The following is a 26361-nucleotide window of genomic DNA, read 5'->3' as shown; positions in this document are numbered from 1 at the left end:
ATGAAAATCGCATTCATCGGCGGCGGCAACATGGCCGCGGCGCTCATCGGCGGTCTCGTCAAACGCGGCGTCGCGCCGGCGGACATCTACGCCATCGACATCAACGACGACGCGCGCGCGCGCACCGCGAAAGAGTTCGGCGTCGCGACGGGCGCGGCCATCGACGCAACGCTCGCGGCGTACGACGCCATCGTTCTCGCGGTCAAGCCGCAAGTGCTCAAGAGCGTCGCCGAGGCGCTTGCGCCGCATCTGTCGCAGCAGACGGTCATCAGCATCGCGGCGGGCATCCGCGCGACGGACCTGTCGCGCTGGCTCAACGGTCACACGCAGATCGTGCGGACGATGCCGAACACGCCTGCGCTCATCGGCATGGGCGTGACCGGGCTTGCCGCGCTGCCGGGTGTCGGCGATGCAGCGAAGGCGCTTGCATCGCGAGTGCTCGAAGCAGTCGGCACGACCGTCTGGTTCGACGACGAAGCCAGGCTCGACGCCGTCACCGCCATTTCCGGCAGCGGCCCGGCGTACGTGTTCTATTTCATCGAAGCGATGCAGGAAGCGGCACGCGCTCTCGGGATGGACGACGACCAGGGCCGCGCACTCGCGGTCGCGACGTTCACCGGCGCGGCGCAACTCGCGGCGCAATCGGGCGAACCGGCGAGCGTCTTGCGTGAGCGCGTGACGTCGAAGGGCGGCACCACGGCGGCGGCGCTGGCGTCTTTCGACGCGCAAGGCGTGAAGGACGCGATCGTGCGCGGCGCGCTGGCCGCGCAAGCGCGCGCGAGGGAGATGGGGGATGAGTTGGGCGCGGCGTGAGAGTCAGCCGATATAAATCACGTTCTCTCGCTGCGAAATGTGCTGGCGCACCGGATCGCGATCGCTGACCGCGAGCATGTTCGGATCGACGTCGTAAAAATCGGCATAACCCGCACCCGCAAGAAACTTGCGGATGTCCTGCGCGTCGCTTTTCAGCGTTTCCACGAGGATGATCGGCGCGCATCTTTTCAAGGTTTCTTTCGCGCCTTCGAGCACGTCGAGCTCCATCCCCTCGACATCGATCTTGAGGAAATCGACACGTTCCAGTTGAAGGGAATCGATGCTGACCATCGGCACCTTGATGCCGCGGCCAGAATCGTAAGACACCTCCTGGCCGACGCTCAGCGTGTCTTTCATCTCGCGCAGTTCAAGACTGCCGAAACTTCCGGCCGCGTAATAATCGGGCTGCGGAATTTCGATCTCGCCGACGCGCTCCCCTAGCGCGGCTAGCTTGGCACGCGCATTCAGGCAATTGTTAATGGCGAGATTGCCGGCCAGCGCGTAATACACGATTTCCTGCGCCTCGAAGCTGAGAACACGCCCCCAGCCGTACATTCGGCGCGCCCATTCGATCGAATGAACCCCGACATTCGCGCCGCCATCGATGGCAAAAACACCGTCGCCAAAATGGCGGCGGCGCAGTTCGAGCAACTGAAGGACGAAAGCAATCTCGCCCGCATCGAAACATGATTTGCTGAGCAACTGATGACCGACGCCGTAAGCGAAACCTTCCTTGATGGCGATATCGTTTCGATTGACGATCATGGTGCCATGATTCGACGCGGCGAGTACGTAAGCAATGGGGCGTTCCGGAAATGACATGGCTGCAATCTGTTTGAAAGGTATCTGGCCAGTGCAATGTCTGAATGACCGGATGCAACGCCGATCGACCGCGACGACTGTGATATTAGTGCGCGGCCCGGAATGCCGCGGCCGCAGCACTGCTTCCGTGCAAAGGATCCGGTCCGAATGCGTCGCGAGCTTTCATCAGTAGACAAATGTGGCCGACGCTCAATGTCTTTCATCTCGCGCAGTTAAAGACTGCCGAGACTCGCACCCCGTAATAATCGGTTCCGAAGCGCAATGTCACCGCGCGCGCCTAGCGCGGCCGGTTTCACACGGGCATCCAGACAATTCTTGCTCGCAGATTTGTCACCATTGCGCAATGAACGATTCCTGTATTTCGAAACTTGGCATGCGCGCCCAGCCTGCATTCGGCGTTCATTCGATTGAACGAACGCCGACATTCGCGCCGCGACGCGACGAGAACGTAAGCAATCGGGGCGCTTTGCTTATGCTGTAGTTCAGAGAAACACTGAAAATCATCGCGCCGGTTTATGTCCGGATGCCCGAATGCAACGTCATTCGCCTGGCGGCGGTGTCATATCAGTGACCGGCCCCAATGACGCGCCGTTACGTTACAGCTTTTGCACTACCAATTCGATGCCGCACTCGGAGAAAGCGGTGCGCGTCTGATCGAATCGTTGCACGCCCCGGAGGAACGCATGATCCAGGCGCTCGACTTTCTGCACGTTCACTTCTCCATCGAATTCCCGCAGAAGATCGAGCACGTTGATCGATACCGGCGACCAGCTCGTGCGCTTGAACATCGTAAACGTGTGCTTGTGATCGAGATTGAATGTCGATGGCCACACGCCCTGCTCGTACAGGTCCTCGTCGGGCACGGTGATGACGAGATGACCGCCCGGCTTCACCACGCGCAGCCAGTTACGCAACGCGATACGCGGATCGACCATGTGTTCGAGACAGTGCCCGGAATACGCGAAATCGAAGGCTTCGTCGGGTACATTCGCGAGATACTGGGCATCACCTTGCGGCATGTCGTAGACGGTCACGGCCTGAATGCGCGGGAAGAGTTGCGCATACACGGCGATGCTGTCCGGTCCCCCGCCGATGTCGATACCCACGCCCGCGAGCCAGCGATTGCTGAAGCGAGCGTCCTGCAGCCGGCGGTTGAGCGATATACAGGTCGTGCCGGGCACGTCCATCTGCAGCACGAACGGCTGCGTGATATCGCCCGGGAGAACCCATGCGCTCAGGTCGTAGTCGCCCCATGCGCGTGGCCAGAGCACCGCGTAACCCGTGTCTTCGGAGAGCCAGCGCAGGGCGTGCGTGGCTTCGAACTCGGCAAGCAGCGCGAGCAATCTCGCTTCCTGATCGAAGCCGTGCGCGACTGCATCCGGCAGCGGGCCGTGCGCCACCTGAAAACCGCGGCGATAAATGCGTACATCGTCGATCACGATGAGCGCATTGGCGGCACGGCCCTTCAGTAATGCGAGTTCGTCTATGAGTGGCAGACGCGTGGGAGGCGAATGGCTCGCGTCGTTATAGCTTTTGCCGCCGTAATCGGCGCCGGGAAAGTGCGCGTCCAGAAAAACGAGACACCGCTGTTCCGCGAGTGCGCTTTTCACGCGGTCGGATTCTAGAAAAGCGACACTGTCCGAATTCGCCACATGAAGCTGGTCGTGCTGCTGTGCTTTTCGATAAAGGTCTTCGTGAATCTCGCACGAAAGCGCATAACGCACACCGCTCGCCAAAGCAACGTTACAGGAGTTCCCGAGACCGTAACCTGTTTCGATAAAGTGCGTAATGTTATGTCGGGCAACCAGTGTTGCAACGTTGAACCGTGTAAGACCACCCATGATTATTTGCCGTAATGAGGTTGAAAACTGTCACGCGCAGGAGTCATCATTGGTGATTAACGCGACAGTTGATTATTTAATGCCTCGAGACAGCTATCGCGAGACAATCGAGAAGACGTGAAGACATTCGAATGGCAGACACGCCCGATGACTTGCGACAATAACAAAATGCTTACGCGTATGACGATCTGCGCCAACAATTTTATCTTTTAGGCGATTCAATCAGGATTCGTCGCGAGCTTTCGCGCGACGACGAACGGCGACTTCCGCGAAAGGAAGCCACCGCGAACAGAAGGTCAGAAAACGATTAGCCGGCGAGCGCGTAGTGCAGCGCAATTCCCGCGAACAGCACGCCGCCGAGCCAGTTGTTGTGCTTGAATGCGGCGAAACAGGCCATGCGCTCGCGGTTGCGTATCAGCACATAGTGATACACCGCGCAGCCCGCCGCAGCGAGCCAGCCCAGCCAGTACGGCCAGCCGAAATGCAGCGCCACGCCGATACCCGCGTACACCGCGAGCGTCGCCGCGTAGCAGAGCATGACGGCGAGCACGTCGTAGCGGCCGAAGGTGAGCGCCGATGTGCGGATGCCGATCTTGATGTCGTCGTCGCGATCGACCATCGCGTATTCGGTGTCGTAGGCGACGGACCAGCACACGTTGGCGGCCAGCATGATCCACGCGAGCATCGGCACCTGATCCTGCACGGCGGCGAAGGCCATCGGGATGCCGAAGCCGAACGCGATGCCGAGATACGCCTGCGGTATCGCGAAGAAGCGCTTCGTGAACGGATACGTGCCCGCGACGAACAGCGCGAATACAGAGAGCTGTTTTGTGAGCGTGTTGAGCGGAAGGATCAGCAGAAACGCGACGAGCGACAGCGCCGCCGCGAGCGCCACCGCTTCCCACGCCTTGATCTTGCCGGAGGTGATCGGCCGCTCGGCGGTGCGCTTCACGTAGCGGTCGAAATCGCGATCGGCGTAATCGTTGATCGCGCAGCCCGCGGAACGCATGAGGAGCGTGCCGATCGCGAAGATGACGATCAGCATCAGCGATGGCCGCCCATCGGACGCGATCCACAACGCGTTGAGCGTCGGCCACAGGAGCAGCAGGCTGCCGATGGGCTTGTCGAGGCGCACGAGGCGCATATAAAGCGGGAGACGGGCGAGCATGGCAAGCGGCATGAAGTCGGTGGGCTATTTTAGACCAGCATGCCCGGCGCGGACTTTCGCGGGCTCGACGCCCAAAAGCAAAAAACCCGTGCTTTCACATCGCACGGGTTCTTGTCTGCATCGATGCGGCGCCGCTTCACGCGAGCATCGAGCGCAGCATCCACGCAGTCTTTTCATGCGTCTGCATGCGTTGCGTGAGCAGGTCGGCGGTCGGCTCGTCGTTCGCGGCTTCCGTTGCCGGGAAGATCTCGCGTGCGGTGCGCACCACCGCTTCCTGGCCTTCCACCAGCTGGCGGATCATGTCTTCCGCTTCCGGCACGCCTTCCGCTTCCGGAATTGACGACAGTTTCGCGAAGTCGCGATAGCTGCCCGGCGCATGCACGCCCAATGCGCGGATGCGTTCCGCGATGGAATCGACGGCCGTCGCGAGTTCCGTGTACTGCGTCTCGAACATCAGATGCAGCGTGTTGAACATCGGACCGGTCACGTTCCAGTGAAAGTTGTGCGTCTTCAGATACAGCGTGTACGTGTCTGCCAGCAGCCGCGAGAGACCGTCGGCGATGCGCTTGCGATCCTTGTCGCTGATGCCGATATTGACGGCCGGTGCTGGAATGCCATTTTTCTTCGCCATGATGACTCCGTGAGAGAGTGATTCGAACGTTATGCATGCCGTGCCGGCGTACGGATCTCGGACTCCGATCGTTTCGCCGGCCGACGTTTTCGAGCGCTCGACAGTTTATCTTAGAAACGCGTGTGCTTTCCTGTCGGCGAGTGCCGCAAAGCGATGCGAGCCGCGTCGGGGCGGCCGCATCCTCCCGCCGCCTTCAGGCGAAAGCGCCCGCGCCCGCGCCATGCAACGCACTCACGACGACGAGTCCATAACCGCCCGCGACGATGCCGAAGGCCAGCGCCACGCGCACGCCGCGCGATGCCTGGCGGCTCGTCGCTTCGACGCGGTTCACCGCCTGTCCGATGATGCTGATTGCCTGAGTCATATGCTTTCTCCTTGCTTCATCGCAGCCGCCGCGAGCCTCCCGTCAGACGGCTGCCGTATCGTTTTCGTCGATCTCGACGCGCTGCCCGAGTGCCGCGAGCGCATGGGCGACACCGCGCGCATAGGCCGGATCGGCGCGCTGGAAATGCTGCAATTGCCGTGCGACGATCTCGTCCGGCACGCCACGAATGTGCCGCGCGATGTTGCCGAACAGACGCTCGCGCTGCGCATTGTCGAAGAGGCGGAACAACGCGCCCGGCTGCGAGTAGTAGTCGCCGTCCTCGCGATGGTCATAGCGATACACTGCGCCCGCCGCGAGCGGCGGTTCGTTGACGCTGGCATCCTGCGCGAACTCGCCGAAGCGGTTCGGCTCGTAATTCACCGTGCCGCCGAGATTGCCGTCGACGCGCATCGCGCCATCGCGATGGAACGGATTCGCCATCGGCGCACGCGATGCGTTCACGGGAATCTGATGGTGATTGATGCCGAGCCGATAGCGCTGCGTGTCGCCATAAGAGAACAGCCGCCCTTGCAGGAGCCTATCCGGCGAGAAGCCAATGCCCGGCACCACGTTAGCCGGCGTGAACGCCGCCTGTTCGACCTCCGCGAAGTAGTTCTGCGCGTTGCGATTCAGTTCGATGACGCCGACATCGATCAAAGGAAAATCTGCGTGCGGCCACACCTTAGTGATGTCGAACGGATTGATGCGGTAATTCGCCGCTTCCGCTTCGGTCATCACCTGGATGCGGAAATTCCAGCGCGGGAAATCGCCGCGGTCGATATTCTCGACGAGATCGCGCTGCGCGCTTTCGCGGTCATTCGCGATTACGGCGGCGGCCTCGGCATCCGTAAAGTTCTCGAGCGGTTGCTGCGACTTGAAATGGAACTTCACATAGAAGCGCTCGTTGTCCGCGTTGACGAACGAGAACGTGTGCGAGCCGAAACCATGCATTTGCCGATAATTCTTCGGAATGCCGCGGTCGCTCATCAAAATGGTCACCTGATGCAGCGATTCCGGATGGCGCGACCAGAAATCCCACGCCGCCACGTTGTTGCGCAGGTTCGTGTACGGATCGCGCTTTTGCGTGTGGATGAAGTCGGGAAACTTCAACGGATCGCGGATGAAGAACACCGGCGTGTTGTTGCCGACGACGTCCCAGTTGCCTTCTTCCGTGTAGAACTTGATCGAGAAACCGCGCACGTCCCGCTCGGCGTCGGCGGCGCCGCGTTCGCCCGCCACGGTCGAAAAGCGCATGAAGATGGGCGTTTCCTTGCCGATCGCGGAAAAGAGCTTCGCCTTCGTGTAGCGCGAGATATCGTGCGTCACGCGGAACGTGCCGAACGCGCCGGAGCCTTTGGCGTGCACGCGGCGCTCGGGAATCACTTCGCGGTCGAAATGGGCGAGTTTTTCGAGGAGCCAGAAGTCCTGCAGCGTCACCGGGCCGCGCGGGCCGGCGGTCTGCGAGTTCTGATTGTCTCCGACAGGCGCGCCGGCGGCGGTCGTGAGTCGTTGGGTCGTCATCGTGATGCTCCTGGTTTGTGTTCGCTTGGGATGATGGATGCGTCGCTCACGCGGTGCGGGCGAAGTCGGCGAGAATGCGAAGCGCGACGCCGCGCAGCTCGGACCACGCGGTCTGGGGGCGGGCGTTGAAGTGGTGGGTGGTCATCGCTTCTCTCGTGGCTGGACTCATGAGACGAAGCATAACGAAACCTATCGAATACTTGTATTCGATTAATTTTATCTATTCGATAGGTCGCCGTGGAAAACAAGACGGCCTGCGCAAAGGCAGGCCGTCGTAGCTGTTTTAGGACTGCCCTGCGGCGCCCTGGTCAGACGCCGCTTAGCGGATCCGAGCCGAAACGATTCACACCGATCGTCCCGCGCGAGCAAGTCCAGATCAGGATCATGATGCCCCCGATGACCGGAACAAAGCTGATGAGCGCCGACCAGCCCGAGCGGTCAGTGTCATGCAGCCGGCGAACGGTTACGGCAATGCCCGGCAATATCATCGCGATCGCGACGATGACGATAATAGCCAGAGCAATCAACGAGTCTTTCGCCACACCACTCAAGACCATCAGTGCGGTTCCGAAAACCATTGAAAAGAGATAGGCATACCAGTATTCCGACCGGCAAGCGCGGCCTTCAAAAGTCGCGTATTTTTGAAGAAACGTTGTACGAACTGCCTCGAAAAACCCCATTTTTTTCCCTTGTTTTCTGGTGAACGCTGCCCGGCTCCGTGCCGTACAGCGGGGGCGTGATTTTAGGAGGTCGTTGTGTTTCGACAGGGAAACCGAGAGCCAAATTGACCAAAAACTACAAAGCCGGTTTGCTTTACTGCAATGCAAAGAACAAAGCCGCGTCGAACGCGGCTTTGGTTCATTCTGTCTACAGCGGCGTGATTAGTTGACCGCCACCGGCATATCCAGTTTCTTCACACCCGGCAAGTCACACGCGGCAATGGCGTCGCTGATTGCGTCGATAGCCGGCATCCGCGTGAAGCTTTTCCGCCAGGCGAGCACGACGCGCCGGTCCGGCACCGGATCGTCGAAAGGAACATAGCTGAGCAAGCCGGCATCGATGCCCGGCGCATGCGGCTTCACTTCCATGACCGACATGCGCGGCAGCACCGTAATGCCGACGCCGCTCGCGACCATATGGCGAATGGTCTCCAGCGACGAGCCCTCGAACGTCTTCTGAATGCCGTCCGCATTCTGCGAGAAACGCATCAGCTCCGGACAAACGCCGAGAACATGGTCGCGGAAGCAGTGACCGCTGCCAAGAAGCAGCATGGTTTCCTGCTTGAGATCGTCCGCGTCGATCTTGCCGCGATTTTCCCACGCATGCCCCGATGGCATCGCGACGACGAACGGCTCGTCGTACAGCGCGCGCACCATCAGCCCGGTTTCGGGAAACGGCAGCGCCATGATCGCGACATCGATTTCGCCCTGCTTCAGCAATTCGATCAGCTTGAGCGTGTAATTCTCCTGCAGCATCAGCGGCATCTGCGGGACTGACTTGATCATCTGCTTGACGAGCGTCGGCAGCAAATACGGCCCGATCGTATAGATGACGCCCAGCCGCAGCGGCCCCACGAGGGGGTCCTTGCCCTGCTTCGCGATTTCCTTGATGGCAAGCGTCTGTTCGAGGACGCGCTGCGCCTGCGTGACGATCTGCTCGCCGATCGGCGTGACGCTGACCTCGCTCGTGCCGCGCTCGAAGATCTGCACGTTGAGCTCGTCCTCGAGCTTCTTGATTGCCACCGACAGCGTCGGCTGGCTGACGAAGCACGCCTCGGCGGCGCGGCCGAAGTGCCGCTCGCGCGCAACCGCGACGATGTACTTTAATTCAGTGAGCGTCATTGGGGGCCAATGAGAGACTTGGATTCAATAGGTTGAAGTTATACACCTGCGAACGCCGGTTCGCCAACTTGTGTTGCATCGGCGCGCGCGTCTGTCGCGCGTCTATAGGGGACAGACGAGGCGGCGTCGAGTTCTTCGTCACGCCTTCAAATACTGCTCGCGCGCGCCGAGCCAGCGCGCGAGATGCCGCGTGACGGCATCCGGGAACGCATCGAGCATGTGCTGCGCCGCCTCGCGCGCCGGTTCGATCAGCCAGCCGTCGTTTTCAAGACTCGCGAAACGCAGCATCGCCTCGCCGGATTGCCGCGCGCCCAAGAATTCGCCGGGACCGCGAATTTCCAGATCGCGCCGGGCGATCTCGAAGCCGTCGGTGGTTTCGCGCATCGTCTGAAGGCGCGCGCGCGCCGTCTGCGAGAGCGGATTCGAGTACATCAACACGCATACCGACGCCGCGCTGCCCCGCCCTACGCGTCCGCGCAACTGATGCAACTGCGCGAGACCGAACCGCTCCGCATGTTCGATGACCATCAGCGATGCGTTCGGCACGTCGACGCCCACTTCGATCACCGTCGTTGCGACGAGCAACTGCACGTCGTTGCGCGAGAACGCGTCCATCACGGCGGCTTTCTCGGCTGGCGCCAGCCGGCCGTGAACCAGTCCGACGCGCAGTTCCGGCAGCGCTGCGACGAGCGTTTCGTAAGTTTCGACGGCCGTCTGCAGTTGCAGCGTCTCGCTCTCTTCGATCAGCGGACAGACCCAATAGACCTGCCGCCCGGTCAACGCCGCTTCGCGCACGCGGCCGATGATTTCGTCGCGCCGGGAATCGGATACGACCTTGGTCAGGATCGGCGTGCGGCCCGGCGGCAATTCATCGATGGTGGAGACGTCGAGATCGGCGTAATACGTCATCGCGAGCGTGCGGGGGATGGGCGTCGCGGACATCATCAACTGATGCGGCTGGAAGTCGTGCTTCCCGTCGGCCGCGTTGATCGCCTTTGCCCGCAGCGCAAGCCGCTGCGCGACGCCGAAGCGATGCTGCTCGTCCACGATCACGAGGCCGAGACGCGCGAACTCGACCGTGTCCTGAATGATCGCGTGCGTGCCGATCACGAGCTGCGCGGTGCCGAGCGCCGCCGCTTCGCTCGCCGCGCGCTTCTCCTTCGCCTTGAGGCTGCCCGCGAGCCACGCCACGGAAACGCCGAGCGGCTCCAGCCAGCCGCGCAGCTTGCGCGCGTGCTGTTCCGCGAGAATCTCGGTCGGCGCCATCAGCGCGGCCTGATAACCCGCGTCGATGGCCTGCGCCGCCGCGAGCGCCGCGACGATCGTCTTGCCGCTGCCGACATCGCCCTGCAAGAGACGTTGCATCGGATGCGCGAGCGTCAGTTCCGCTGCGATTTCGGCGCACACGCGTTCCTGCGCGCCCGTCAGCCGGAACGGCAGCGCGCGCAAGAGGCGCACGACGAGCGAATCGGCGTCGTCGGCGGCGCGGCGTGGCATGGCGGGCGCGGCGCGCGTGCGCCGCTCGGCGTGAGCGCGCTTGAGCGACAGTTGCTGCGCGAGCAATTCCTCGAACTTGATGCGCGTCCAGGCCGGATGCGTGCCGTCGATGAGCGCGGTCTCATCCGAATCCGCGCGCGGATGATGCAGCGTCTTGACGGCATCGAGCAGGCCGGGGACGTTCAGCGGCGCGACATGCGCCCGCGCGACCGGCTCCGGCAGCAGTTCGGGCAGCGACACGCGAGCGAGCGCGTTGTCGATCGCCTTGCGCAGATACGCCTGCGAAATGCCCGCCGTGGCCGGATAAACCGGCGTCAGCGCTTGCGGCAGCGGCGTGTCTTCATCGACGGGACGCACGGTTGGATGCACCATCTCCAGGCCGAAGAAGCCGCCGCGCACGTCGCCGCGCACGCGCAGCCGCATGCCGATGGCCATTTGCCTGACCTGCGAGCCGTAGAAGTTGAGAAAGCGCAGCGTGAGTTCGTCGCCGGCGTCGTCGTGCAGCCTGACCAGCAACTGGCGACGCGGACGGTAGGCAATCTCATTGTCGAACACGATGCCTTCGGTCTGCGCATTGTCGCCGGGGATGAGTTCGGCAATCGGCGTCAGCGACGTTTCGTCCTCGTAGCGCATCGGCAGATGCAGGACGAGATCGATGTCCGATTTGAGCCCGAGCCTCGCGAGCTTGTCCGCCGTCTTGACGGCGGGTTTCGCCTTCTTGTCCGCGCCGTCCGCAGCCTTCGCCCGCTTCCGCGCGGGCGGCGCGACGCTTTCTTCCGGATTCGGAAGCACATCGGTCGGTGAAGCGAGGCGGCGGTCGGATAAGGGCATCGAATCTCTTCGCAAGTACAATGTGAGGTTTGTTCGGCGCGGATCTGCGTGTTTGCGCCATCGTTCGTGCGATTTCAAGCCATGTTCACGCTTTCCGATTTCGATTTTAATCTGCCGCCCGAGCTGATCGCGCAGAGTGCGCTCGCCGAGCGCAGCGCGAGCCGTCTGCTCGAAGTCAACAACCGCAGCACGCCGGCCACGCTCACCGACCGGCGTTTCTCCGAACTGCCCGATCTGATCGCGCCGGGCGATCTGCTCGTCTTCAACGATACCAAAGTCCTCAAAGCGCGCTTCTTCGGCCAGAAGGCCAGTGGCGGGCGCGTGGAAGTGCTCGTCGAGCGGCTGACCGGCGCGACGACCGCGCTCGCGCAGATTCGCGCGAGCAAGAGCCCGGCGGCGGGCAGCACGATCCGCCTCGCCGATGCCTTCGACGTCACGGTCGGCGAGCGCGTCGAGCCGTTCTACACGTTGCACTTTCCGGCCGACTGCCTGACGCTCATCGAGCGATACGGGCGCTTGCCGCTGCCGCCGTATATCGAGCACGACGCCGACGCCTACGACGAAACGCGCTATCAGACGGTGTACGCGGCGAATCCCGGCGCGGTGGCCGCGCCGACCGCGGGACTCCATTTCGACGACGCCCTCTTCGCCCGGCTCGATGCACGCGGCGTCGAGCGCGCGACGCTCACGCTGCATGTCGGCGCGGGCACGTTCCAGCCGGTGCGCGTCGAAAACATCGCGGAGCACAAGATGCACAGCGAGTGGTATGCGCTGCCGCAGACGCTCGTCGACCGCATCGCGGCGGTCAAGGCGCGCGGCAATCGCGTGATCGCGGTCGGCACCACGTCGATGCGCGCGCTCGAAGCCGCCGCCCGCGACGCCGCCGCCGCCGGCCGCCCGCTTTGTGCGACGAGCGCCGAGACCGACATCTTCATCACGCCGGGCTACGCATTCCGCGTGGTCGACCGGCTCGTGACGAACTTCCATCTGCCGAAGTCGACGCTGATGATGCTCGTCTCCGCGTTCGCCGGCATCGACACGATCCGCGAGGCGTATCGTCACGCGATCGAAGAACGCTACCGTTTCTTCAGCTACGGCGACGCGATGCTGCTCACGCGCGCCTGACCGCTTTTTATCAACGCTTTGCGCCGGACTGTTCTCCGGTGGCAGGAACCTCAATGACCGCGAATCACACCCCGCCCGACAACGGGCTCAAGTTCGAACTGCTGACGACCGACGGCCAGGCGCGCCGCGGCCGTCTCACGCTCAATCACGGCGTCATCGAAACGCCGATTTTCATGCCGGTCGGCACCTACGGCACCGTCAAGGCGATTCAGCCGCGCGAGCTCGAAGAAATTCGCGCGCAGATCATCCTCGGCAACACGTTCCACTTGTGGCTGCGGCCCGGCCTCGAGACCATCGGCGCGCACGGCGGGCTGCATCGGTTCATGGGATGGGACCGGCCGATCCTCACGGATTCCGGCGGCTTTCAGGTTTTTTCGCTCGGCGATCTGCGCAAGATCACCGAGGAAGGCGTCACGTTCGCATCGCCGATCAATGGCGACCGGCTGTTCCTGTCGCCCGAAGTGTCGATGCAGATTCAGAAGGTGCTGAACTCCGACATCGTCATGCAGTTCGACGAATGCACCCCCTACGCGACCAACGGCGTGCCGACCTCGCACAAGGACGCCGCCGATTCCATGCGCATGTCGATGCGCTGGGCGAAGCGATCCATCGACGAGTTCACGCGGCTTCGCAACCCGAACGCGCTTTTCGGCATCGTGCAGGGCGGCATGTTCGAGGACCTGCGCGACGAATCGCTCGCGGGGCTGTCGGAGATCGACTTCCACGGATTCGCGATCGGCGGGCTGTCCGTCGGCGAGCCGAAGGAAGACATGATGCGCGTGCTCAATCACATCGGCCCGAAGCTGCCAGCCGACAAGCCGCATTACCTGATGGGCGTCGGCACGCCGGAAGACCTGGTCAACGGCGTCGCGGCGGGCGTCGACATGTTCGACTGCGTGATGCCGACCCGCAACGCGCGCAACGGCTGGCTCTTCACCCGCTTCGGCGACCTGAAGATCAAGAACGCGACGCACAAGAATTCGATGAAGCCGCTCGACGAAAGCTGCGGCTGTTACACGTGCCAGAACTTCACGCGGGCGTATTTGCACCATTTGCATCGCGTCGGTGAAATTCTCGGCGCGCAACTGAACACCATCCACAATCTGCATTACTACCTGCAACTGATCGGGGAAGTGCGCGAAGCGATCGAAAACCACACGTTCGAAGCGTTTCGCAAAACGTTCGCGGAGAACCGCGCGCGGGGCGTCGATTAAGCGGCGGCCGACAATTCGTCGCCGGAAGCGGTGACGCATTACAATCAGCTTTCCATTGCCGCGAAAACGCCGTGCGCGCGCCGTAACGGCTTGATGCCAAAGCGCATTCCGGGGGCTTGGCGGCATGGGCGAGTGGTAGAATACCGGGCTAATTTCTGACCCAGTTTTTGAACGTATTTTCGACGTATAACGGAGAGACCAACGTGTCGTTCATTTCCAATGCCTTTGCACAAGGCGCTACCGCGGGCAGCGCGGAATCGAGCCTGATGAGCTTCCTGCCGCTGATCCTGATGTTCGCGGTGCTGTACTTCATCATGATCCGTCCGCAGATGAAGCGTCAGAAGGAACATCGCAACATGCTCGCGGCCATGGCCAAGGGCGATGAAGTGGTGACGAACGGCGGCATCGTCGGCAAGGTGACGAAGGTGTCGGAAGCATACGTGGGCGTCGAAATCGCCGAGGGCACGGAAATCACCGTGCAGAAGGCGTCGGTCACGACCATCCTTCCGAAGGGCACGATCAAATCGCTGTAAGGCCAGTCTTTTCGCGTCCGGCGCGGCCTCGCTCCGAGCCATCCGAGTCCACGAGTCAACTCAGCCGGCTCGTCGCGCATAACGCCGGACGCCCTCTCCTCCGAAGCCAACTTTCCGTTCGGCCATCCCCATGAATCGTTATCCCCTCTGGAAGTATGTCGTGATGCTGGTGGCGCTCGTCATCGGCCTCGTGTACACGCTCCCCAACTTCTTCGGCGAAGCGCCCGCGGTGCAGGTGTCGAGCGGCAAGGCAACGGTCAAGCTCGATTCGTCGACGCTCGCCAATGTCGAAAGCGCGCTCGCGGCCAGCAAGATCACCGCGGACGAAGTCACGTTCGACAATTCGCAGGCCAACGCGAACATTCGCGTGCGCCTGAAGGACACCGACACGCAATTGCGCGTCAAGGACCTGCTCACGAAAACGCTGAACAGCGACCCGACCGATCCCCAATACATCGTCGCGCTGAATCTGCAGAGCGCCTCGCCGCGCTGGCTGACGGCGCTGCACGCGCTGCCCATGTACCTCGGCCTCGATCTGCGCGGCGGCGTGCACTTCCTGCTGCAAGTGGACATGGCGGGCGCGCTGAACAAGAAGCTCGATTCCGACGCAGCCGACGCCCGCACGTATCTGCGCGACCGCAACGTCCGTGACGGCGGCGTGAGCCGCGTGGGTCAATCGGTCGTCGTGAATTTCGCGGATCAGACGGTGGCGGAAAACGCGCGCACCCTGCTCACGACGGGCGTCTCGGAACTGCAATGGACGACGCGTCAGGGCGGCGACGGCTTCCAGGTGGTCGGCACGTTCTCGGCCGCCACGCAGCGCGCCGTGGAAGACGGCGCGCTCAAGCAGAACATCACGACGCTGCATAACCGCGTGAACGAGCTGGGCGTCGCTGAGCCGGTCATCCAGCAACAGGGCGCGGACCGCATCGTGGTCGAACTGCCGGGCGTGCAGGACACGGCGAAGGCGAAAGACATCATCGGCCGCACGGCGACGCTCGAAGCGCGTCTCGCGGACCCGGTCAACACGTACATCGGCCCGAACGACCCGGTGCCGCCGGGCGACGAAGCCTTCAGGCAGGGCGACAATCGCGTGCTGCTGCGCAAGCAGGTGATCTTCACCGGCGACCGCATCATCGACGCGTCCACGGGCTTCGACGATCACCAGCGTCCGTCGGTCAACATCCGTCTCGACTCGGCGGGCGGCCGCGCCATTGCGAGCGTGTCGCGAGAGAACATCGGCAAGCCGATGGCGATGGTGCTCTTCGAAAAGGGCAAGGGCGAGGTGCTGACGGTGGCGAACATCCAGTCGGAACTCGGCGACCGCTTCCAGATCACCGGCCAGCCGACCGCGCAAGCCGCGACCGACCTCGCGCTGCTGCTGCGCGCCGGTTCGCTCGCCGCGCCGATGGACATCATCGAAGAACGCACGGTCGGGCCGAGCCTCGGCGCCGACAACATCAAGAAGGGCTTCGATTCGGTCACCTACGGTTTCGCCGCGATCGCCGTCTTCATGATCGTGTACTACATGCTGTTCGGCCTGATCTCGATGCTCTCGCTGTCGGTCAACCTGCTGCTGCTCGTTGCCATCCTGTCGATGCTGCAGGCCACGCTGACGCTGCCGGGCATCGCGGCTATCGCGCTTGCACTCGGTATGGCGATCGACGCGAACGTGCTGATCAACGAACGTGTCCGCGAAGAACTGCGCAACGGCGCGCCGCCGCAGACCGCGATTCAGGAAGGCTTCAAGCACGCCTGGGCGACCATTCTCGACTCCAACGTGACCACGCTGATTGCCGGCCTCGCGCTGCTCGCGTTCGGCTCCGGCCCGGTGCGCGGCTTCGCGGTGGTGCACTGTATCGGCATTCTGACGTCCATGTTCTCGGCCGTGTTCTTCTCACGCGGTCTCGTGAACCTGTGGTACGGCGGCAAGAAGAAGCTGAAGTCGCTGGCCATCGGTCAGGTGTGGCGTCCGGAAGGCACGGACGGCGAGGCTGCCGCAGCCGCGTATCTGGCGGCCCAGCGCGGTGACGATTCCCCCGTCAACGAGGTCATCACGACGCCCACGGGCAAGACGAAGACCGCTGCGGTCGCGCAGCGCGCGGCAGTCCCGGCGCCCGCGCGCTCCGGCAAGCCGACCGTGCGCCGCCGTTCGGGCCCGGGCATCGACCAACAGAAACCGGGCTCGTCCCACTGAGCCCCGGAGTAACGAAACATGGAATTCTTCCGCATTCGCCGTGACCTGCCGCTGATGCAGCGCGCGTTGATTTTCAACGCGATCTCGCTCATCACGTTCCTCGCGGCCGTGTTCTTTCTCGTGCATCGCGGGCTGCATCTGTCGGTGGAGTTCACCGGCGGGACCGTGGTCGAGGTGCAATATCCGCAAGCCGTGCCGCTCGAACCGGTGCGCGGCACGATGGCAAGGCTCGGTTATGCCGACGCGCAAGTGCAGAACTTCGGCACGTCGCGCGACGTGCTGATCCGCCTGCCGCTCAAGCAAGGGCTGACGTCCGCGCAACAAAGCGAGCAGGTCATGGGCGCGCTAAAGGCCAACGACCCGCAAGTGAGCTTGCAACGCGTGGAGTTCGTCGGTCCGCAGGTCGGCAAGGAACTGGTCACGAACGGACTCGCCGCGCTCGCGTGCGTGGTGATCGGCATCGTGATTTACCTGTCGTTCCGATTCGAATGGAAGTACGCGGTGGCGGGCATCATCGCGAACCTGCACGACGTGGTGATCATTCTCGGCTTCTTCGCCTACTTCCAGTGGGAGTTCTCGCTCTCCGTGCTCGCAGCGATTCTCGCGGTGCTCGGCTATTCGGTGAACGAGTCGGTGGTTATCTTCGACCGGATTCGCGAGACCTTCCGCAAGCAGCGCAAGATGACGGTGACCGAGGTCATCAACCACGCGATCACGAGCACGATGTCGCGAACCATCATCACGCACGGCTGTACCGAAATGATGGTGCTGTCGATGTTCTTCTTCGGCGGCCCTACCCTGCATTACTTCGCGCTGGCGCTCACGGTCGGTATTCTCTTCGGTATTTATTCGTCGGTGTTCGTGGCCGCTGCTCTCGCCATGTGGTTCGGCGTGAAGCGTGAAGATCTGGTCAAGGACAAGAAGGACAAGTTCGATCCGAACGATCCGAATGCGGGAGCGCAGGTTTAAGGCGCTCGCGCTGTAGATGTCAGCAAATGCAAAGGGCCGATCCATTTGGATCGGCCCTTTTTCTTTCAGCTCTTGGCGCCATTACACCGGATACGGATCGAACAATGCGGTGACTGCTGCTGAAAACGACTTTCGCGAGGGCAACTCTCGGTAAGGCTCGCAGCGCGCCTTACCAGTTCGCCCGCTTGTCATCGACGAGGCGCTGCAGCGTATGCCGGAACGTGCTTCCAGGAGGCGTGCGCAGGAGTTCGACGTCGGGATACCACGGTGATGTATTCCCTGTCTGCCACCGCCATTCGCCCCAGATCGGGACGAGAAGCGTCGTCGGCACGCCCGCCGATGCACATACATGAGCGACGGCCGAATCCACAGTGACGATCCGATCGAGACCCTGCGCAATGGCCACCGTATCCTCGAAATCGTGGACACGGGGCATTGGATCGCACCAACGGGAATTGCGTGAAGCCAGCAACGCTTCCGGCGGCCGCTCCGACGCTTCCAGCTGAAGGTTGACCCAGTCTACGTCCGTCAAGGCTTCGAATAAGGGCGTGAAGTCGTCCAGCGAGCCGCTTCGCAGGCGATCATGGTAAGTGTGTGGATTGCCCCGCCAGCAAAGCCCGATGCGCTTGCGCTTGCCATCCGGCCCGCCGGTTTCGCCATATTGCGCCGGCAGCCAGTCTGCCCACTCTTGTTGCGCTGCCTCGCTCGCGCGCAGCCACGGCAGCGTTTCGGGCGCCGTCAACCAGAGTTGCAGTCTGACCGGCAAGCTCATCAGCCAGACGTAGGCATCGCATCCTTCGGTGATCGTCGGCTCGTCGCTCCGGATTTCGAGCGTGGGAAACGAGGCTCTCAACACGCGTTCGAGTCGATCCGGCACTTGCACCCGCACGCTCGCCACGCGCGACTGCACCAACGTCAGATAGCGGAGATACATCAGAAAGTCGCCAAAAGACCAGCCGACGTCCAGCAAGACCAGCAAGCGGCCATCGAGAGGCGCGCCGTTCCATTCGGGAATACCGGTTGGCGAGCACGCAAGGAAGTCGGTGTCGCGGAGCCGGCGCTCATACAGTTCCATCGACTCCCGCACGCGCCCGGCGCCGAAGAGCGAATTCGCATAGACACGGCAGCCCGAACCGTTGATGTAGATCGTCTTCGACAACTCCTCGAGCAATTGGATTGACTCGCTGAACCTGCTCATGAAACTGAGAATGAACGCCCGCCCAATCAACGATTCCGCATTGTGTTCCAGCGACAGCGAACGGTCGAACGCGTCCAGCCCCTCCTGATACTTCAATTGGCGCCATTTGATCCAGCCCAGAAGCCGCGAGGCATTCGCCTCGCGTTCGTCCGGCCATCGATGCCGCCATTGGGAGACGAGCGCTTCGGCATGATCGAAGCGTTGCCGGTTATACACATTCACGCTGAGATGATTGAACTCGTACGCCGACCATTTCTGCAGTGCGAAGACGGGCCGCGCCTGGTCGGCAGTGCAGAGCTGGCAAAATCGCTCAAGAAGCCGGTCGATGGTTTCCAGACGCTTCACATGATGAAGACAAGCGGCGAAGGTATCGGCGGTGAGCGCGGCCTCGTTCAGTTCGAGACTGGCTTCGCAAAGCATCGTGCTGGACTCTTCCGACTGCTCGTTGCTCAGATCCGCGCGTTTCAGAACGGCACGTCCGAGCGCAATGGATTCCAGCCATCGCTGTTGCGCGTGATTATCGCGCTGAGCTGCCAGCCAGTCTTCGGCTCGATTACTGAACCTCATTGCGCCTCCTCCAATTGCTGCCGCCCAAGCTTGCCATCTTCGGCCGAAGCGCGCACCAGCTTTTCGCAAAGCGAGAGGCAATACGTTGCAAGAGCGTCGTTCATGCCGACCTTGATCAGCCTGTCTCGAAGCTCATTCACGCCGATTGCCTGTTTCATAGCGGGAAACAACGCTTCCATCGACGGAAATTCGTGCGCCAGAAAACAGTTACCGAGCAGGCAAACCATGCTGTCCGCCGCAACAGTACTGGGATGCGCCATTGCCACCAGTTCTTGCAAGGCGGATGCATCGAGGTGACGGGCCAGATTATGCGGCGAATGGAAGCCGAATGTCGGACCAGGCGGATGGGAATTCTCGTAAGAGAAGCGATCGGCGACGTCGTTCGGCGCAAAGCGAATGCCGTACTTGCTCTCCAGCAAGGGACGATAAATACGTCCAATCAGCTTGTCTTCGTAGATGCCGTCTCGAAGCGGAAATTCATCGCTGGCCAATAACCGCATGAGTTTGGTGGACCGCAACGAAAACCCGCCGTTACCGACCGACATACCATCGTTATGCCACGGCCAGCGTGCGCCGATATAGTCGTAATTGAAGAATTCGTCGGACCATGCGTCCGGATCGGCGACATAGCCATCCCACTGAATAACGAGTACCCAAGGCGTTCGTATATGTTCAACGATGCCTTTCAGTACGAAATCGTTTTATTCCTCGCGGGACCGAATATACGGCGTTTCGACGATTCGCGCCTTTGCCGGAACGCTTCCGTGCGTGAAAAGAATGGCGTCGCCGAAATGGAAATGCTGGCATGAAATTGCCAATGCGCGCGCAGCAAGGCGGGGACTCAAAGAATCTACTGCACAGACAGTGACATTAAGAAAATCAGATGCTTTTCGATTCATGCAGCGAATGTTGAACGCGGAATTCAGTTACGACTGAAATCAACAGTTCTGCAAAAAGATCGATGCATGATAGCAGCCACCTCTGCAAGACCGAATGTCACGAATCCGAATCTTTCCTAATTCTGTCAATCACTACCCGGCGCAGCCACGCGACGACGTCACGGCAAGTGCAACGGAACCGCCTCGCGCACGAGGCGAGGCGGACCGAGACCGGTGAAACCGCGCTTACTGCTTCACACCCTCTGCCTGGATATGCAGCACGGTCTTCAGGCTGAAACCGTATGACTTGCCATAGTCGACGCCGAAGTCGCCGCGATCGAACGTCGCCGTGGCTTCCGTGCCGCAGACTTCCTTCTTGATCATCGGATTCACGAAGCACTTGAAGCTCTCGATCTGGAGATTCAGCGGCTTCGTGACGCCGTGCATCGTCAGCGAGCCGACCACTTCGACCGGCTTGTCGCCCTCGAAACGGATCGACGTGCCCTTGTAGACCGCGGTCGGGTACTTGGCGGTATCGAAGAACTCGGCCTTTTGCAGATGCTCGTCGAGCTTCGCGTTGCCGGTGTTGACCGATGCCAGATCGATGGTCACTTCCGCCGTGCCGGTCTTCGCCGCGCGGTCGAGCACCACCGTGCCGCTGCTCCTGTTGAACTTGCCGCGCCACGTCGACACGCCGCCGAAGTGGTCCGCCTCGAAGCTCGGATACGTGTGGTTCGGGTCCAGCTGATACGTATCGGCGGCCATCGCGCTAAACGAAAGGCCTGCGGCGAGCGCGCCGGCGACGATCATCGAAATCTTCTTCAAGTTGTGCTCCTGACTGAATGTGGGTTGAATCCGCGTGAAATATCCGCCGCTCACTTTTTGGCGGCGACGATGTGAAACTTGATGACGACCTCGTCCGCGACGACGGACGTGTCCTTCCATTCGCCAGTGCCGATATCGAACTGGCTGCGCTTGATCGGCAACGCGCCATCGAACGTTTCGGTTGCGCCCTGCTGCGTGATCGTGACCGGCACCGTGACCGTCTGCGACTTGCCCTTGATCGTGATCTTGCCCGTCACCTTGTACTGATTGCCGCCAGCCGGTGCGATCGCGCTGGAAACGAAGGTCGCGGTCGGATACGCGGCCGCGTCGAACCACTCCTTGCCGCGCACCTGCTTGTTGTACTCGTCGTCGCCCAGGTCGTAGCTGCCCGTATCGATGGTGATGTTGGCGCTGCCGGCAGCCGGCTTCGCCGGATCGAACGCGATCTGCGCGCTGAACTTGTTGAACTTGCCGTCGGTGGGCACGTTCATCTGCTTCGACGTGGCGACGACCGAGCTTTTCGCCATATCCACTTGCGCCGCTGCGGCCGCTGCGACAGCGAGCGACGTCGCGGCCACGGCGGCCGCCATCCAACGATTGAGTTTCACTTTCATGTGTGCCTTGTGAACGGTTCGAACGAACAGCGGGTATTGGAAATCAAAAGCATGCCGTTTCCAACAGCCGGCCGGAAACGCCCTGCCAACTGCGAGGAAACAATCGGAGACGCCTATTTGACGAAAGGCAGCATCCGCCCGAGCAAGCCGTCGCGATCGACGAAGTGATGCTTGAGCGCGGCGAGCACGTGCATCGCGACGAGCACGAGCAGTCCGTAATTCAGCGCGACATGCACGATGCGCAGCGTCGCCTTCAGCGCCTTGTCGGGTCCGATGACCGTCGGCAACGGCAGCACACCGAGATACACGACCTGCAGGCCAGCGGCCGAGCTGTACAGATAACCCGACGCGGGAATCACCAGCATCAGCACATAGAGCAGCATGTGCGTGAGATGCGCCGCGCCTTGTTGCCAGCGCGGCGTGCCCGGCGGAAGGGCCGGCGCGCGATGGGTGACGCGCCACGCGAGCCGCAGCGCCGCGAGCGCGAACACGGTCACGCCGATCCACTTGTGCCACGAGTAGTACTTGAGCTTAGTCGGCGTGAAGCCGGGAATATCGGTCATGATCCAGCCGAGATAGAAGCCGCCGATGATCAGCAACGCGATGAGCCAATGCAGGCCGATCGCCGTGGCGCTGTATCGTTCGGCGGGCGTCGCCGGAGTAATGCCAACAGTGCTTTCCATGATGCGGATGTCCTGGGAATGATCGAGACGCGCATGCCGCCGGGCTGTGTCCGATGCATGCGCCGCCATGCTACCGCAACGTCCGTGAATTGCCAGCATGCGCGCGAATGCCTGCCGCAAGCGTGGAAAGTCAGGCCCGGCGCGGCTTTCCGGGCGATTCACCGCGATGCGCGCCGTTTATGCAACGAACTATTCTGCCGATGCAACGGTCCATCGTGGTCGCGCGAGAGAACACAACACAACGATGCAGCGAGCCGCCTTATTCCGTTGATGTCGCGGCGAAAGCCGGTTTGTTACCATCCTGCTACCATCCCGCGCTGGCTCGTTACTTGCTGTTTCCGGCCGGGCCCTCTCGCGGCGCATACCGAACACGCATGGAACACGCATGAGAAGGCTCGCCCTCGAACTATGAACGTGAACGAATCGGAACAACTGATCGCGTGTCATGAATGCGACGCGCTCTTCGCGAAGCGCGCGCTTCCCGAGCACAGTTCGGCGAACTGTCCGCGTTGCGGCGCGGTGCTCTATCGCAGCGTCGCGCGCAATCTCGACCGCATCTGCGCGACCACGCTCGCCGCGCTCATCACCTTCGTGATCGCGCAGGCGTTTCCCATCGTCGAACTGGATGCGAACGGCATCACGTCGCAGACGACGCTCATCGGCGCGATCGTCGCGCTATGGAACGAGCAGATGCAGCTCGTCGCCGTGCTGGTCTTCTGCGCGACGATCCTCTTTCCACTGTGCGAGCTGGTCGCGCTGCTCTACGTGCTGATGCCCGTGCGCGCGGGCTACGTGCCGCCGGGATTCCATCTCACGCTGCGCGCGATCCAGTTCGTGCGCCCGTGGGGAATGATCGAAGTGTTCATGCTCGGCGTGCTCGTCACGCTCGTGAAGATGCTGAGCGTCGCGCGCGTGATTCCGGAGGCCGCGCTCTTCGCTTTCGGCGCGCTGACGCTGATGGTCGCGGTCGTCGTGAGCTTCGACCCGCGCTCGCTTTGGGAGACGGCGAGCGAACTGCCGAAGCGGCGCGCGCGCAAGCCGCTTGCATCATCCGCGAGGCAGAAGACGTGAACGACACACCGCTCGACGCCGCCATCGACGAACCGGACAGCCCGCCGCCCACGCTCTACACGACGGCATCGCGCGCGAAGCTCGTCTCGTGTCATGCGTGCGGGCTCGTGCAGCCGCTCGCGCGCACGGTCGAAAGGCAACGCTGCACGCGCTGCGACGCGGTCGTGCACCGGCGCAATCCGGACAGCATCGCGCGGACGTGGGCGCTGCTCATCAGCGCGGCGATCCTTTATATTCCGGCGAACGTCTTTCCGATGCTGCATACGTCCTCGATTCTCGGCGCGGAGGACGACACCATCATGAGCGGCGTCGCGCTCTTCTGGAACGACGGCGACTATCCGCTCGCCATCGTCATCTTCGTGGCCAGCATTCTGGTGCCGATGCTCAAGCTGCTCTCGCTCGCATTCTTGCTCGTCAGCGTGCAGCGGCGCTCGGTGTGGCGTCCGCGCCAGCGCACGACGCTGTATCGCGTGGTGGAAGGCATCGGCCGATGGTCCATGCTGGATATCTTCGTGGTCACGCTCACCGTCGCGCTCGTGCGCTTCAAGTCGGTGGCGGTGATCACGGCGGGACCGGCGGCGCTCGCGTTCGCGTCGGTCGTCGTATTGACGATGCTCGCCTCCATGCAGTTCGATCCCCGTCTGATATGGGACAACATAGAACCGTCAGGAAAGAAATATGACTAGTGGCCAAGGTCCGGACGGGCCGAAGACGAACGACACGCCCGGGCGGGACAGCGGCGGCGGCTTGCCGCCCAATCTGCCCGAACCCGTGATCGAGCCGCGCAGCCGCTGGCTGCCGTCGCTCGTATGGGTGATTCCGATCGTCGCCGCGCTGATCGGCGTGTTTCTCGTGGTGAAGACGGTATCGAGCCGCGGCCCGACGGTGACCATCAGCTTCGTCAACGCAGAGGGCCTCGAACCCGGCAAGACCAAGGTCAAGTACAAGGACGTGGACATCGGCACGGTTAAGACCATCACGTTGTCGAAAGACCATTCGCGCGTGCTCGTCGATGTGCAGCTCACCAAGGAAGCGACCGATTTCGCGGTGAAGGACACGCGCTTCTGGGTCGTGCGCCCGCGCGTGGCGGCAAGCGGCGTGACGGGGCTGTCGACGCTGCTGTCCGGTTCGTATATCGGCGTGGATGCCGGCAAGTTGACCGAGGACCATACTTACTTCGTCGGGCTCGAGACGCCGCCTGCCGTCACCGGCGACCAGAAGGGCCACACGTTCACGCTGCACGGCGAATCGCTCGGTTCGCTCGACATCGGCTCGCCGGTCTACTATCGGCGCGTGCAGGTCGGCCAGGTGACGGCGTTTTCGCTCGACAAGGACGGCACCGGCGTCACGATGCAGGTCTTCGTCAATGCCCCTTACGACCAGTACGTCGGCAGCAATTCGCGCTGGTGGCATGCGAGCGGCGTCGATCTGCGGCTGGATTCGAGCGGCTTCACGCTCAACACGCAGTCGCTCGCCACGGTCGTGCTCGGCGGCATTGCGTTCCAGACGCCGCCGAATCAGCAGGCCGGCCCGCAGGCGACGGAGAACGCCACCTTCCGCCTCGCCTCCGACCAGGCCGACGCGATGCGGGACCCCGACGGCGATCCCGTGCATGTCGTAATGAACTTCAACCAGTCGCTGCGCGGCTTGTCGGTCGGCGCGCCGGTCGATTTCCGCGGCATCGTGCTGGGCCAGGTGACGGGCATCGGCGTGCGATACGACCAGCAGTCGCACTCGTTCATGATGCCGGTGACCATCGACCTCTACCCCGATCGCCTCGGCAGGCGCGCGAAGGCCGCGTTGCCCGAACAAGGTTCGGCGGCGAGCCACGACATGCTCCAACTGCTCGTGAAGCGCGGCCTGCGCGGACAGTTGCGTACCGGCAATCTGCTGACGAGCCAGCTTTACGTCGCGCTCGACTTCTTCCCGAAGGCGCCGCCCGCAAAGGTGAGCGCGAGCAACGATCCGCTCGAACTGCCGACCGTGCCCAACACGCTCGACGAGCTTCAGCTCCAGATCGCGGATATCGCGCGCAAGCTGGACAAGATTCCGTTCGACGAGATCGGCAAGAACCTGAACGGCTCGCTGAAGAACGCGAATGCGCTCTTCGATCAGCTCGGCAAGGAAGTCGTGCCGGAAGTGCGCGACACGCTCACGCAGGCGAAGAAGACCTTCGGCGAGGCGCAATCGACGCTTCAGCAGGATTCACCGCTTCAGTCCGACGTGCATCAGGCGATGCAGGAACTCACACGGACGCTTCAATCGCTCAACTCGCTCGCCGATTATCTGGAGCGTCATCCGGAATCGTTGCTGCGCGGCAAACCGGGAGACAAACCATGAGAATCGGCGCGTTGTTGTTGACGCTGGGCGCGGCGGGCGTGCTCGCCGGGTGCGCGTCGTCGCCGTCGAGCCGGTTCTATACGCTGGGCGGCGCGGCGGGCGCGCCGGTCGCGGTATCGTCGGCGCCGGCTTCGTTCTATTTCGAGCTTGCGCCTGTTGACATGCCGCAGCAGGTGGCGCGCAATCAGCTCGTCGTGCAGTCCGGCTCCGCGCAGGTGAGCGTGCTCGAACAGGAGCGCTGGGCCTCGCTTCCCGCCGATGAAGTGCGTCGCGCGCTATCCGGCGATCTTGCCCAGCAACTCAATGCGATCGATGTCTACGGCACGCCGCATCCGGAATCGGCGCGGGTGTATCGCGTGAAGGTGAAGGTGCAGCGCTTCGAATCGTGGCCGGGATCGCAGGCGGTCATCGATGCGGTGTGGAGCGTGCGCGGCGGCGAGTCGCAAGCGGTCATGACGTGCAGGACGGTCGCGGAAGCACGCGTGGCCGAGGGCTACGATGCGCTCGTCAACGGGCATCGCAAGGCGGTGAACGACATTGCTTCGGCCATATCGGCGGGCGTGCGGAGCCTCGGTTCCGTCGCGGCGTCGGCGCCTGCGTCGGGATCGCCGGGTTCCTCGTCCTCGCGGCAACCCGCGCCGCCGATGCTGCCCTGCCCGCCCTCGGGCGGCGCTACCACTGCCAGTGCGCAGTAATTGCCCCGGAGCACACTAAGTTCGAGCGGCGTTGACCCGGCTCAACGGTCGCGCCGCGGTTCTTCGTCATCCTCGACGTATCGCGACGTCGACGTGCTCCGGAGTGCTTGCGTTCATCGGCGA

Annotated in this window: 25 protein-coding genes; 11 read left to right on the top strand and 14 right to left on the bottom strand. The window is 62.4% G+C overall.

Annotated elements, in window-relative coordinates:
* On the top strand, window positions 1-813 hold the full coding sequence (proC, locus tag P9255_RS21455; protein ID WP_309763325.1) for a pyrroline-5-carboxylate reductase: 813 nt from the start codon (window positions 1-3) through the stop codon (window positions 811-813).
* Window positions 814-816: 3 nt separating this feature from the next.
* Here the strand turns inward: proC and P9255_RS21450 are convergent, their stop codons facing one another.
* From P9255_RS21450 to recG, 9 genes are all read right to left on the bottom strand, one after another.
* Complete coding sequence (locus tag P9255_RS21450) at window positions 817-1755, bottom strand: FkbM family methyltransferase (protein ID WP_309790413.1); 939 nt, start codon at window positions 1753-1755, stop codon at window positions 817-819.
* A gap of 476 nt (window positions 1756-2231) precedes the next feature.
* The gene (locus P9255_RS21445) at window positions 2232-3245 is read right to left on the bottom strand and encodes a class I SAM-dependent methyltransferase (RefSeq protein WP_309763326.1); all 1014 of its coding nucleotides are present in this window, start codon (window positions 3243-3245) and stop codon (window positions 2232-2234) included.
* A 538-nt stretch (window positions 3246-3783) separates the two neighbouring features.
* The gene (gene ubiA / locus P9255_RS21440; protein ID WP_309763327.1) at window positions 3784-4644 is read right to left on the bottom strand and encodes a 4-hydroxybenzoate octaprenyltransferase; all 861 of its coding nucleotides are present in this window, start codon (window positions 4642-4644) and stop codon (window positions 3784-3786) included.
* 136 nt (window positions 4645-4780) lie between these two features.
* A complete protein-coding gene (locus P9255_RS21435) occupies window positions 4781-5275 on the bottom strand; it encodes a Dps family protein (RefSeq protein ID WP_309763328.1) in 495 nt (164 codons plus the stop codon).
* 193 nt (window positions 5276-5468) lie between these two features.
* On the bottom strand, window positions 5469-5639 hold the full coding sequence (locus tag P9255_RS21430; protein WP_309763329.1) for a hypothetical protein: 171 nt from the start codon (window positions 5637-5639) through the stop codon (window positions 5469-5471).
* 42 nt (window positions 5640-5681) lie between these two features.
* Window positions 5682-7160 carry a catalase gene (locus P9255_RS21425; protein ID WP_309763330.1) on the bottom strand — a complete coding sequence of 493 codons (1479 nt, stop codon included), beginning with the start codon at window positions 7158-7160 and terminating at the stop codon, window positions 5682-5684.
* Window positions 7161-7468: 308 nt separating this feature from the next.
* Entirely contained in the window at window positions 7469-7840 is a 372-nt protein-coding gene (locus P9255_RS21420) for a DUF805 domain-containing protein (protein WP_309763331.1), read from the bottom strand.
* 201 nt (window positions 7841-8041) lie between these two features.
* Window positions 8042-9001, bottom strand: a complete 960-nt coding sequence (locus P9255_RS21415; RefSeq protein ID WP_309763332.1) for a LysR substrate-binding domain-containing protein — start codon at window positions 8999-9001, stop codon at window positions 8042-8044.
* A gap of 138 nt (window positions 9002-9139) precedes the next feature.
* The gene (gene recG, locus P9255_RS21410) at window positions 9140-11329 is read right to left on the bottom strand and encodes an ATP-dependent DNA helicase RecG (protein ID WP_309790412.1); all 2190 of its coding nucleotides are present in this window, start codon (window positions 11327-11329) and stop codon (window positions 9140-9142) included.
* Between the two features lie 81 nt (window positions 11330-11410).
* Here recG and queA point away from each other — a divergent pair, with 81 nt between their 5' ends.
* From queA to secF, 5 genes are all read left to right on the top strand, one after another.
* Complete coding sequence (queA, locus tag P9255_RS21405) at window positions 11411-12454, top strand: tRNA preQ1(34) S-adenosylmethionine ribosyltransferase-isomerase QueA (protein WP_309790410.1); 1044 nt, start codon at window positions 11411-11413, stop codon at window positions 12452-12454.
* Window positions 12455-12507: 53 nt separating this feature from the next.
* Window positions 12508-13668 (top strand): tRNA guanosine(34) transglycosylase Tgt, encoded by a 1161-nt coding sequence (tgt, locus tag P9255_RS21400; RefSeq protein ID WP_309763335.1) that lies wholly within the window; start codon window positions 12508-12510, stop codon window positions 13666-13668.
* Between the two features lie 203 nt (window positions 13669-13871).
* Window positions 13872-14201: a preprotein translocase subunit YajC gene (yajC, locus tag P9255_RS21395; RefSeq protein ID WP_159835259.1), complete on the top strand. Its 330-nt coding sequence runs from the start codon at window positions 13872-13874 to the stop codon at window positions 14199-14201.
* A gap of 130 nt (window positions 14202-14331) precedes the next feature.
* Window positions 14332-16398, top strand: a complete 2067-nt coding sequence (gene secD, locus P9255_RS21390) for a protein translocase subunit SecD (RefSeq protein WP_309790409.1) — start codon at window positions 14332-14334, stop codon at window positions 16396-16398.
* An 18-nt stretch (window positions 16399-16416) separates the two neighbouring features.
* Window positions 16417-17367 carry a protein translocase subunit SecF gene (gene secF / locus P9255_RS21385; RefSeq protein WP_309763337.1) on the top strand — a complete coding sequence of 317 codons (951 nt, stop codon included), beginning with the start codon at window positions 16417-16419 and terminating at the stop codon, window positions 17365-17367.
* 169 nt (window positions 17368-17536) lie between these two features.
* Here the strand turns inward: secF and P9255_RS21380 are convergent, their stop codons facing one another.
* Complete coding sequence (locus P9255_RS21380; protein WP_309790408.1) at window positions 17537-19132, bottom strand: hypothetical protein; 1596 nt, start codon at window positions 19130-19132, stop codon at window positions 17537-17539.
* The gene (locus P9255_RS21375) at window positions 19129-19800 is read right to left on the bottom strand and encodes a DUF5672 family protein (protein WP_309790786.1); all 672 of its coding nucleotides are present in this window, start codon (window positions 19798-19800) and stop codon (window positions 19129-19131) included. Before P9255_RS21375 ends, P9255_RS21380 begins: the two co-directional genes overlap by 4 nt.
* On the opposite strand from P9255_RS21375, the gene P9255_RS21370 reads away from it, so the two are divergent.
* A complete protein-coding gene (locus P9255_RS21370) occupies window positions 19801-19941 on the top strand; it encodes a hypothetical protein (protein WP_309763339.1) in 141 nt (46 codons plus the stop codon).
* 315 nt (window positions 19942-20256) lie between these two features.
* Here P9255_RS21370 and P9255_RS21365 read toward each other — a convergent pair whose 3' ends face one another.
* The 3 genes from P9255_RS21365 to P9255_RS21355 form a co-directional block, all read right to left on the bottom strand.
* Window positions 20257-20820 carry a YceI family protein gene (locus tag P9255_RS21365; protein WP_404980447.1) on the bottom strand — a complete coding sequence of 188 codons (564 nt, stop codon included), beginning with the start codon at window positions 20818-20820 and terminating at the stop codon, window positions 20257-20259.
* A gap of 65 nt (window positions 20821-20885) precedes the next feature.
* Window positions 20886-21449 carry a YceI family protein gene (locus P9255_RS21360; RefSeq protein WP_309763341.1) on the bottom strand — a complete coding sequence of 188 codons (564 nt, stop codon included), beginning with the start codon at window positions 21447-21449 and terminating at the stop codon, window positions 20886-20888.
* 113 nt (window positions 21450-21562) lie between these two features.
* The gene (locus P9255_RS21355; protein WP_309763342.1) at window positions 21563-22132 is read right to left on the bottom strand and encodes a cytochrome b; all 570 of its coding nucleotides are present in this window, start codon (window positions 22130-22132) and stop codon (window positions 21563-21565) included.
* A gap of 408 nt (window positions 22133-22540) precedes the next feature.
* Here P9255_RS21355 and P9255_RS21350 point away from each other — a divergent pair, with 408 nt between their 5' ends.
* Genes P9255_RS21350 through P9255_RS21335 form a run of 4 tightly spaced genes read left to right on the top strand, consistent with a single transcriptional unit; the run spans window position 22541 to window position 26238 of the window.
* Window positions 22541-23203 carry a paraquat-inducible protein A gene (locus tag P9255_RS21350; protein ID WP_309763343.1) on the top strand — a complete coding sequence of 221 codons (663 nt, stop codon included), beginning with the start codon at window positions 22541-22543 and terminating at the stop codon, window positions 23201-23203.
* Window positions 23200-23889 carry a paraquat-inducible protein A gene (locus tag P9255_RS21345; RefSeq protein WP_404980383.1) on the top strand — a complete coding sequence of 230 codons (690 nt, stop codon included), beginning with the start codon at window positions 23200-23202 and terminating at the stop codon, window positions 23887-23889. Before P9255_RS21350 ends, P9255_RS21345 begins: the two co-directional genes overlap by 4 nt.
* Window positions 23882-25543, top strand: a complete 1662-nt coding sequence (locus tag P9255_RS21340; protein ID WP_309790407.1) for an MlaD family protein — start codon at window positions 23882-23884, stop codon at window positions 25541-25543. The genes P9255_RS21345 and P9255_RS21340 overlap by 8 nt, the downstream gene beginning before the upstream one ends.
* Window positions 25540-26238 (top strand): PqiC family protein, encoded by a 699-nt coding sequence (locus tag P9255_RS21335; RefSeq protein ID WP_309790406.1) that lies wholly within the window; start codon window positions 25540-25542, stop codon window positions 26236-26238. Before P9255_RS21340 ends, P9255_RS21335 begins: the two co-directional genes overlap by 4 nt.
* Window positions 26239-26361: the final 123 nt, after the last annotated feature.

It is taken from the genome of Caballeronia sp. LZ019, from assembly GCF_031450825.1.
Lineage (GTDB): Bacteria > Pseudomonadota > Gammaproteobacteria > Burkholderiales > Burkholderiaceae > Caballeronia.
This window is presented reverse-complemented; position numbering and strand designations above follow the sequence as displayed.

Coding starts and splice junctions, on each gene's coding strand:
- proC (WP_309763325.1), top strand. CDS start 1: ATGAAAATCGCATTCATCGGCGGCGGCAACATGGCCGCGGCGCTCATC.
- ubiA (WP_309763327.1), bottom strand. CDS start 4,644: ATGCTCGCCCGTCTCCCGCTTTATATGCGCCTCGTGCGCCTCGACAAG.
- P9255_RS21435 (WP_309763328.1), bottom strand. CDS start 5,275: ATGGCGAAGAAAAATGGCATTCCAGCACCGGCCGTCAATATCGGCATC.
- P9255_RS21430 (WP_309763329.1), bottom strand. CDS start 5,639: ATGACTCAGGCAATCAGCATCATCGGACAGGCGGTGAACCGCGTCGAA.
- P9255_RS21425 (WP_309763330.1), bottom strand. CDS start 7,160: ATGACGACCCAACGACTCACGACCGCCGCCGGCGCGCCTGTCGGAGAC.
- P9255_RS21420 (WP_309763331.1), bottom strand. CDS start 7,840: ATGGGGTTTTTCGAGGCAGTTCGTACAACGTTTCTTCAAAAATACGCG.
- P9255_RS21415 (WP_309763332.1), bottom strand. CDS start 9,001: ATGACGCTCACTGAATTAAAGTACATCGTCGCGGTTGCGCGCGAGCGG.
- recG (WP_309790412.1), bottom strand. CDS start 11,329: ATGCCCTTATCCGACCGCCGCCTCGCTTCACCGACCGATGTGCTTCCG.
- queA (WP_309790410.1), top strand. CDS start 11,411: ATGTTCACGCTTTCCGATTTCGATTTTAATCTGCCGCCCGAGCTGATC.
- tgt (WP_309763335.1), top strand. CDS start 12,508: ATGACCGCGAATCACACCCCGCCCGACAACGGGCTCAAGTTCGAACTG.
- secD (WP_309790409.1), top strand. CDS start 14,332: ATGAATCGTTATCCCCTCTGGAAGTATGTCGTGATGCTGGTGGCGCTC.
- secF (WP_309763337.1), top strand. CDS start 16,417: ATGGAATTCTTCCGCATTCGCCGTGACCTGCCGCTGATGCAGCGCGCG.
- P9255_RS21380 (WP_309790408.1), bottom strand. CDS start 19,132: ATGAGGTTCAGTAATCGAGCCGAAGACTGGCTGGCAGCTCAGCGCGAT.
- P9255_RS21370 (WP_309763339.1), top strand. CDS start 19,801: ATGTTCAACGATGCCTTTCAGTACGAAATCGTTTTATTCCTCGCGGGA.
- P9255_RS21365 (WP_404980447.1), bottom strand. CDS start 20,820: ATGATCGTCGCCGGCGCGCTCGCCGCAGGCCTTTCGTTTAGCGCGATG.
- P9255_RS21360 (WP_309763341.1), bottom strand. CDS start 21,449: ATGAAAGTGAAACTCAATCGTTGGATGGCGGCCGCCGTGGCCGCGACG.
- P9255_RS21355 (WP_309763342.1), bottom strand. CDS start 22,132: ATGGAAAGCACTGTTGGCATTACTCCGGCGACGCCCGCCGAACGATAC.
- P9255_RS21350 (WP_309763343.1), top strand. CDS start 22,541: ATGAACGTGAACGAATCGGAACAACTGATCGCGTGTCATGAATGCGAC.
- P9255_RS21340 (WP_309790407.1), top strand. CDS start 23,882: ATGACTAGTGGCCAAGGTCCGGACGGGCCGAAGACGAACGACACGCCC.
- P9255_RS21335 (WP_309790406.1), top strand. CDS start 25,540: ATGAGAATCGGCGCGTTGTTGTTGACGCTGGGCGCGGCGGGCGTGCTC.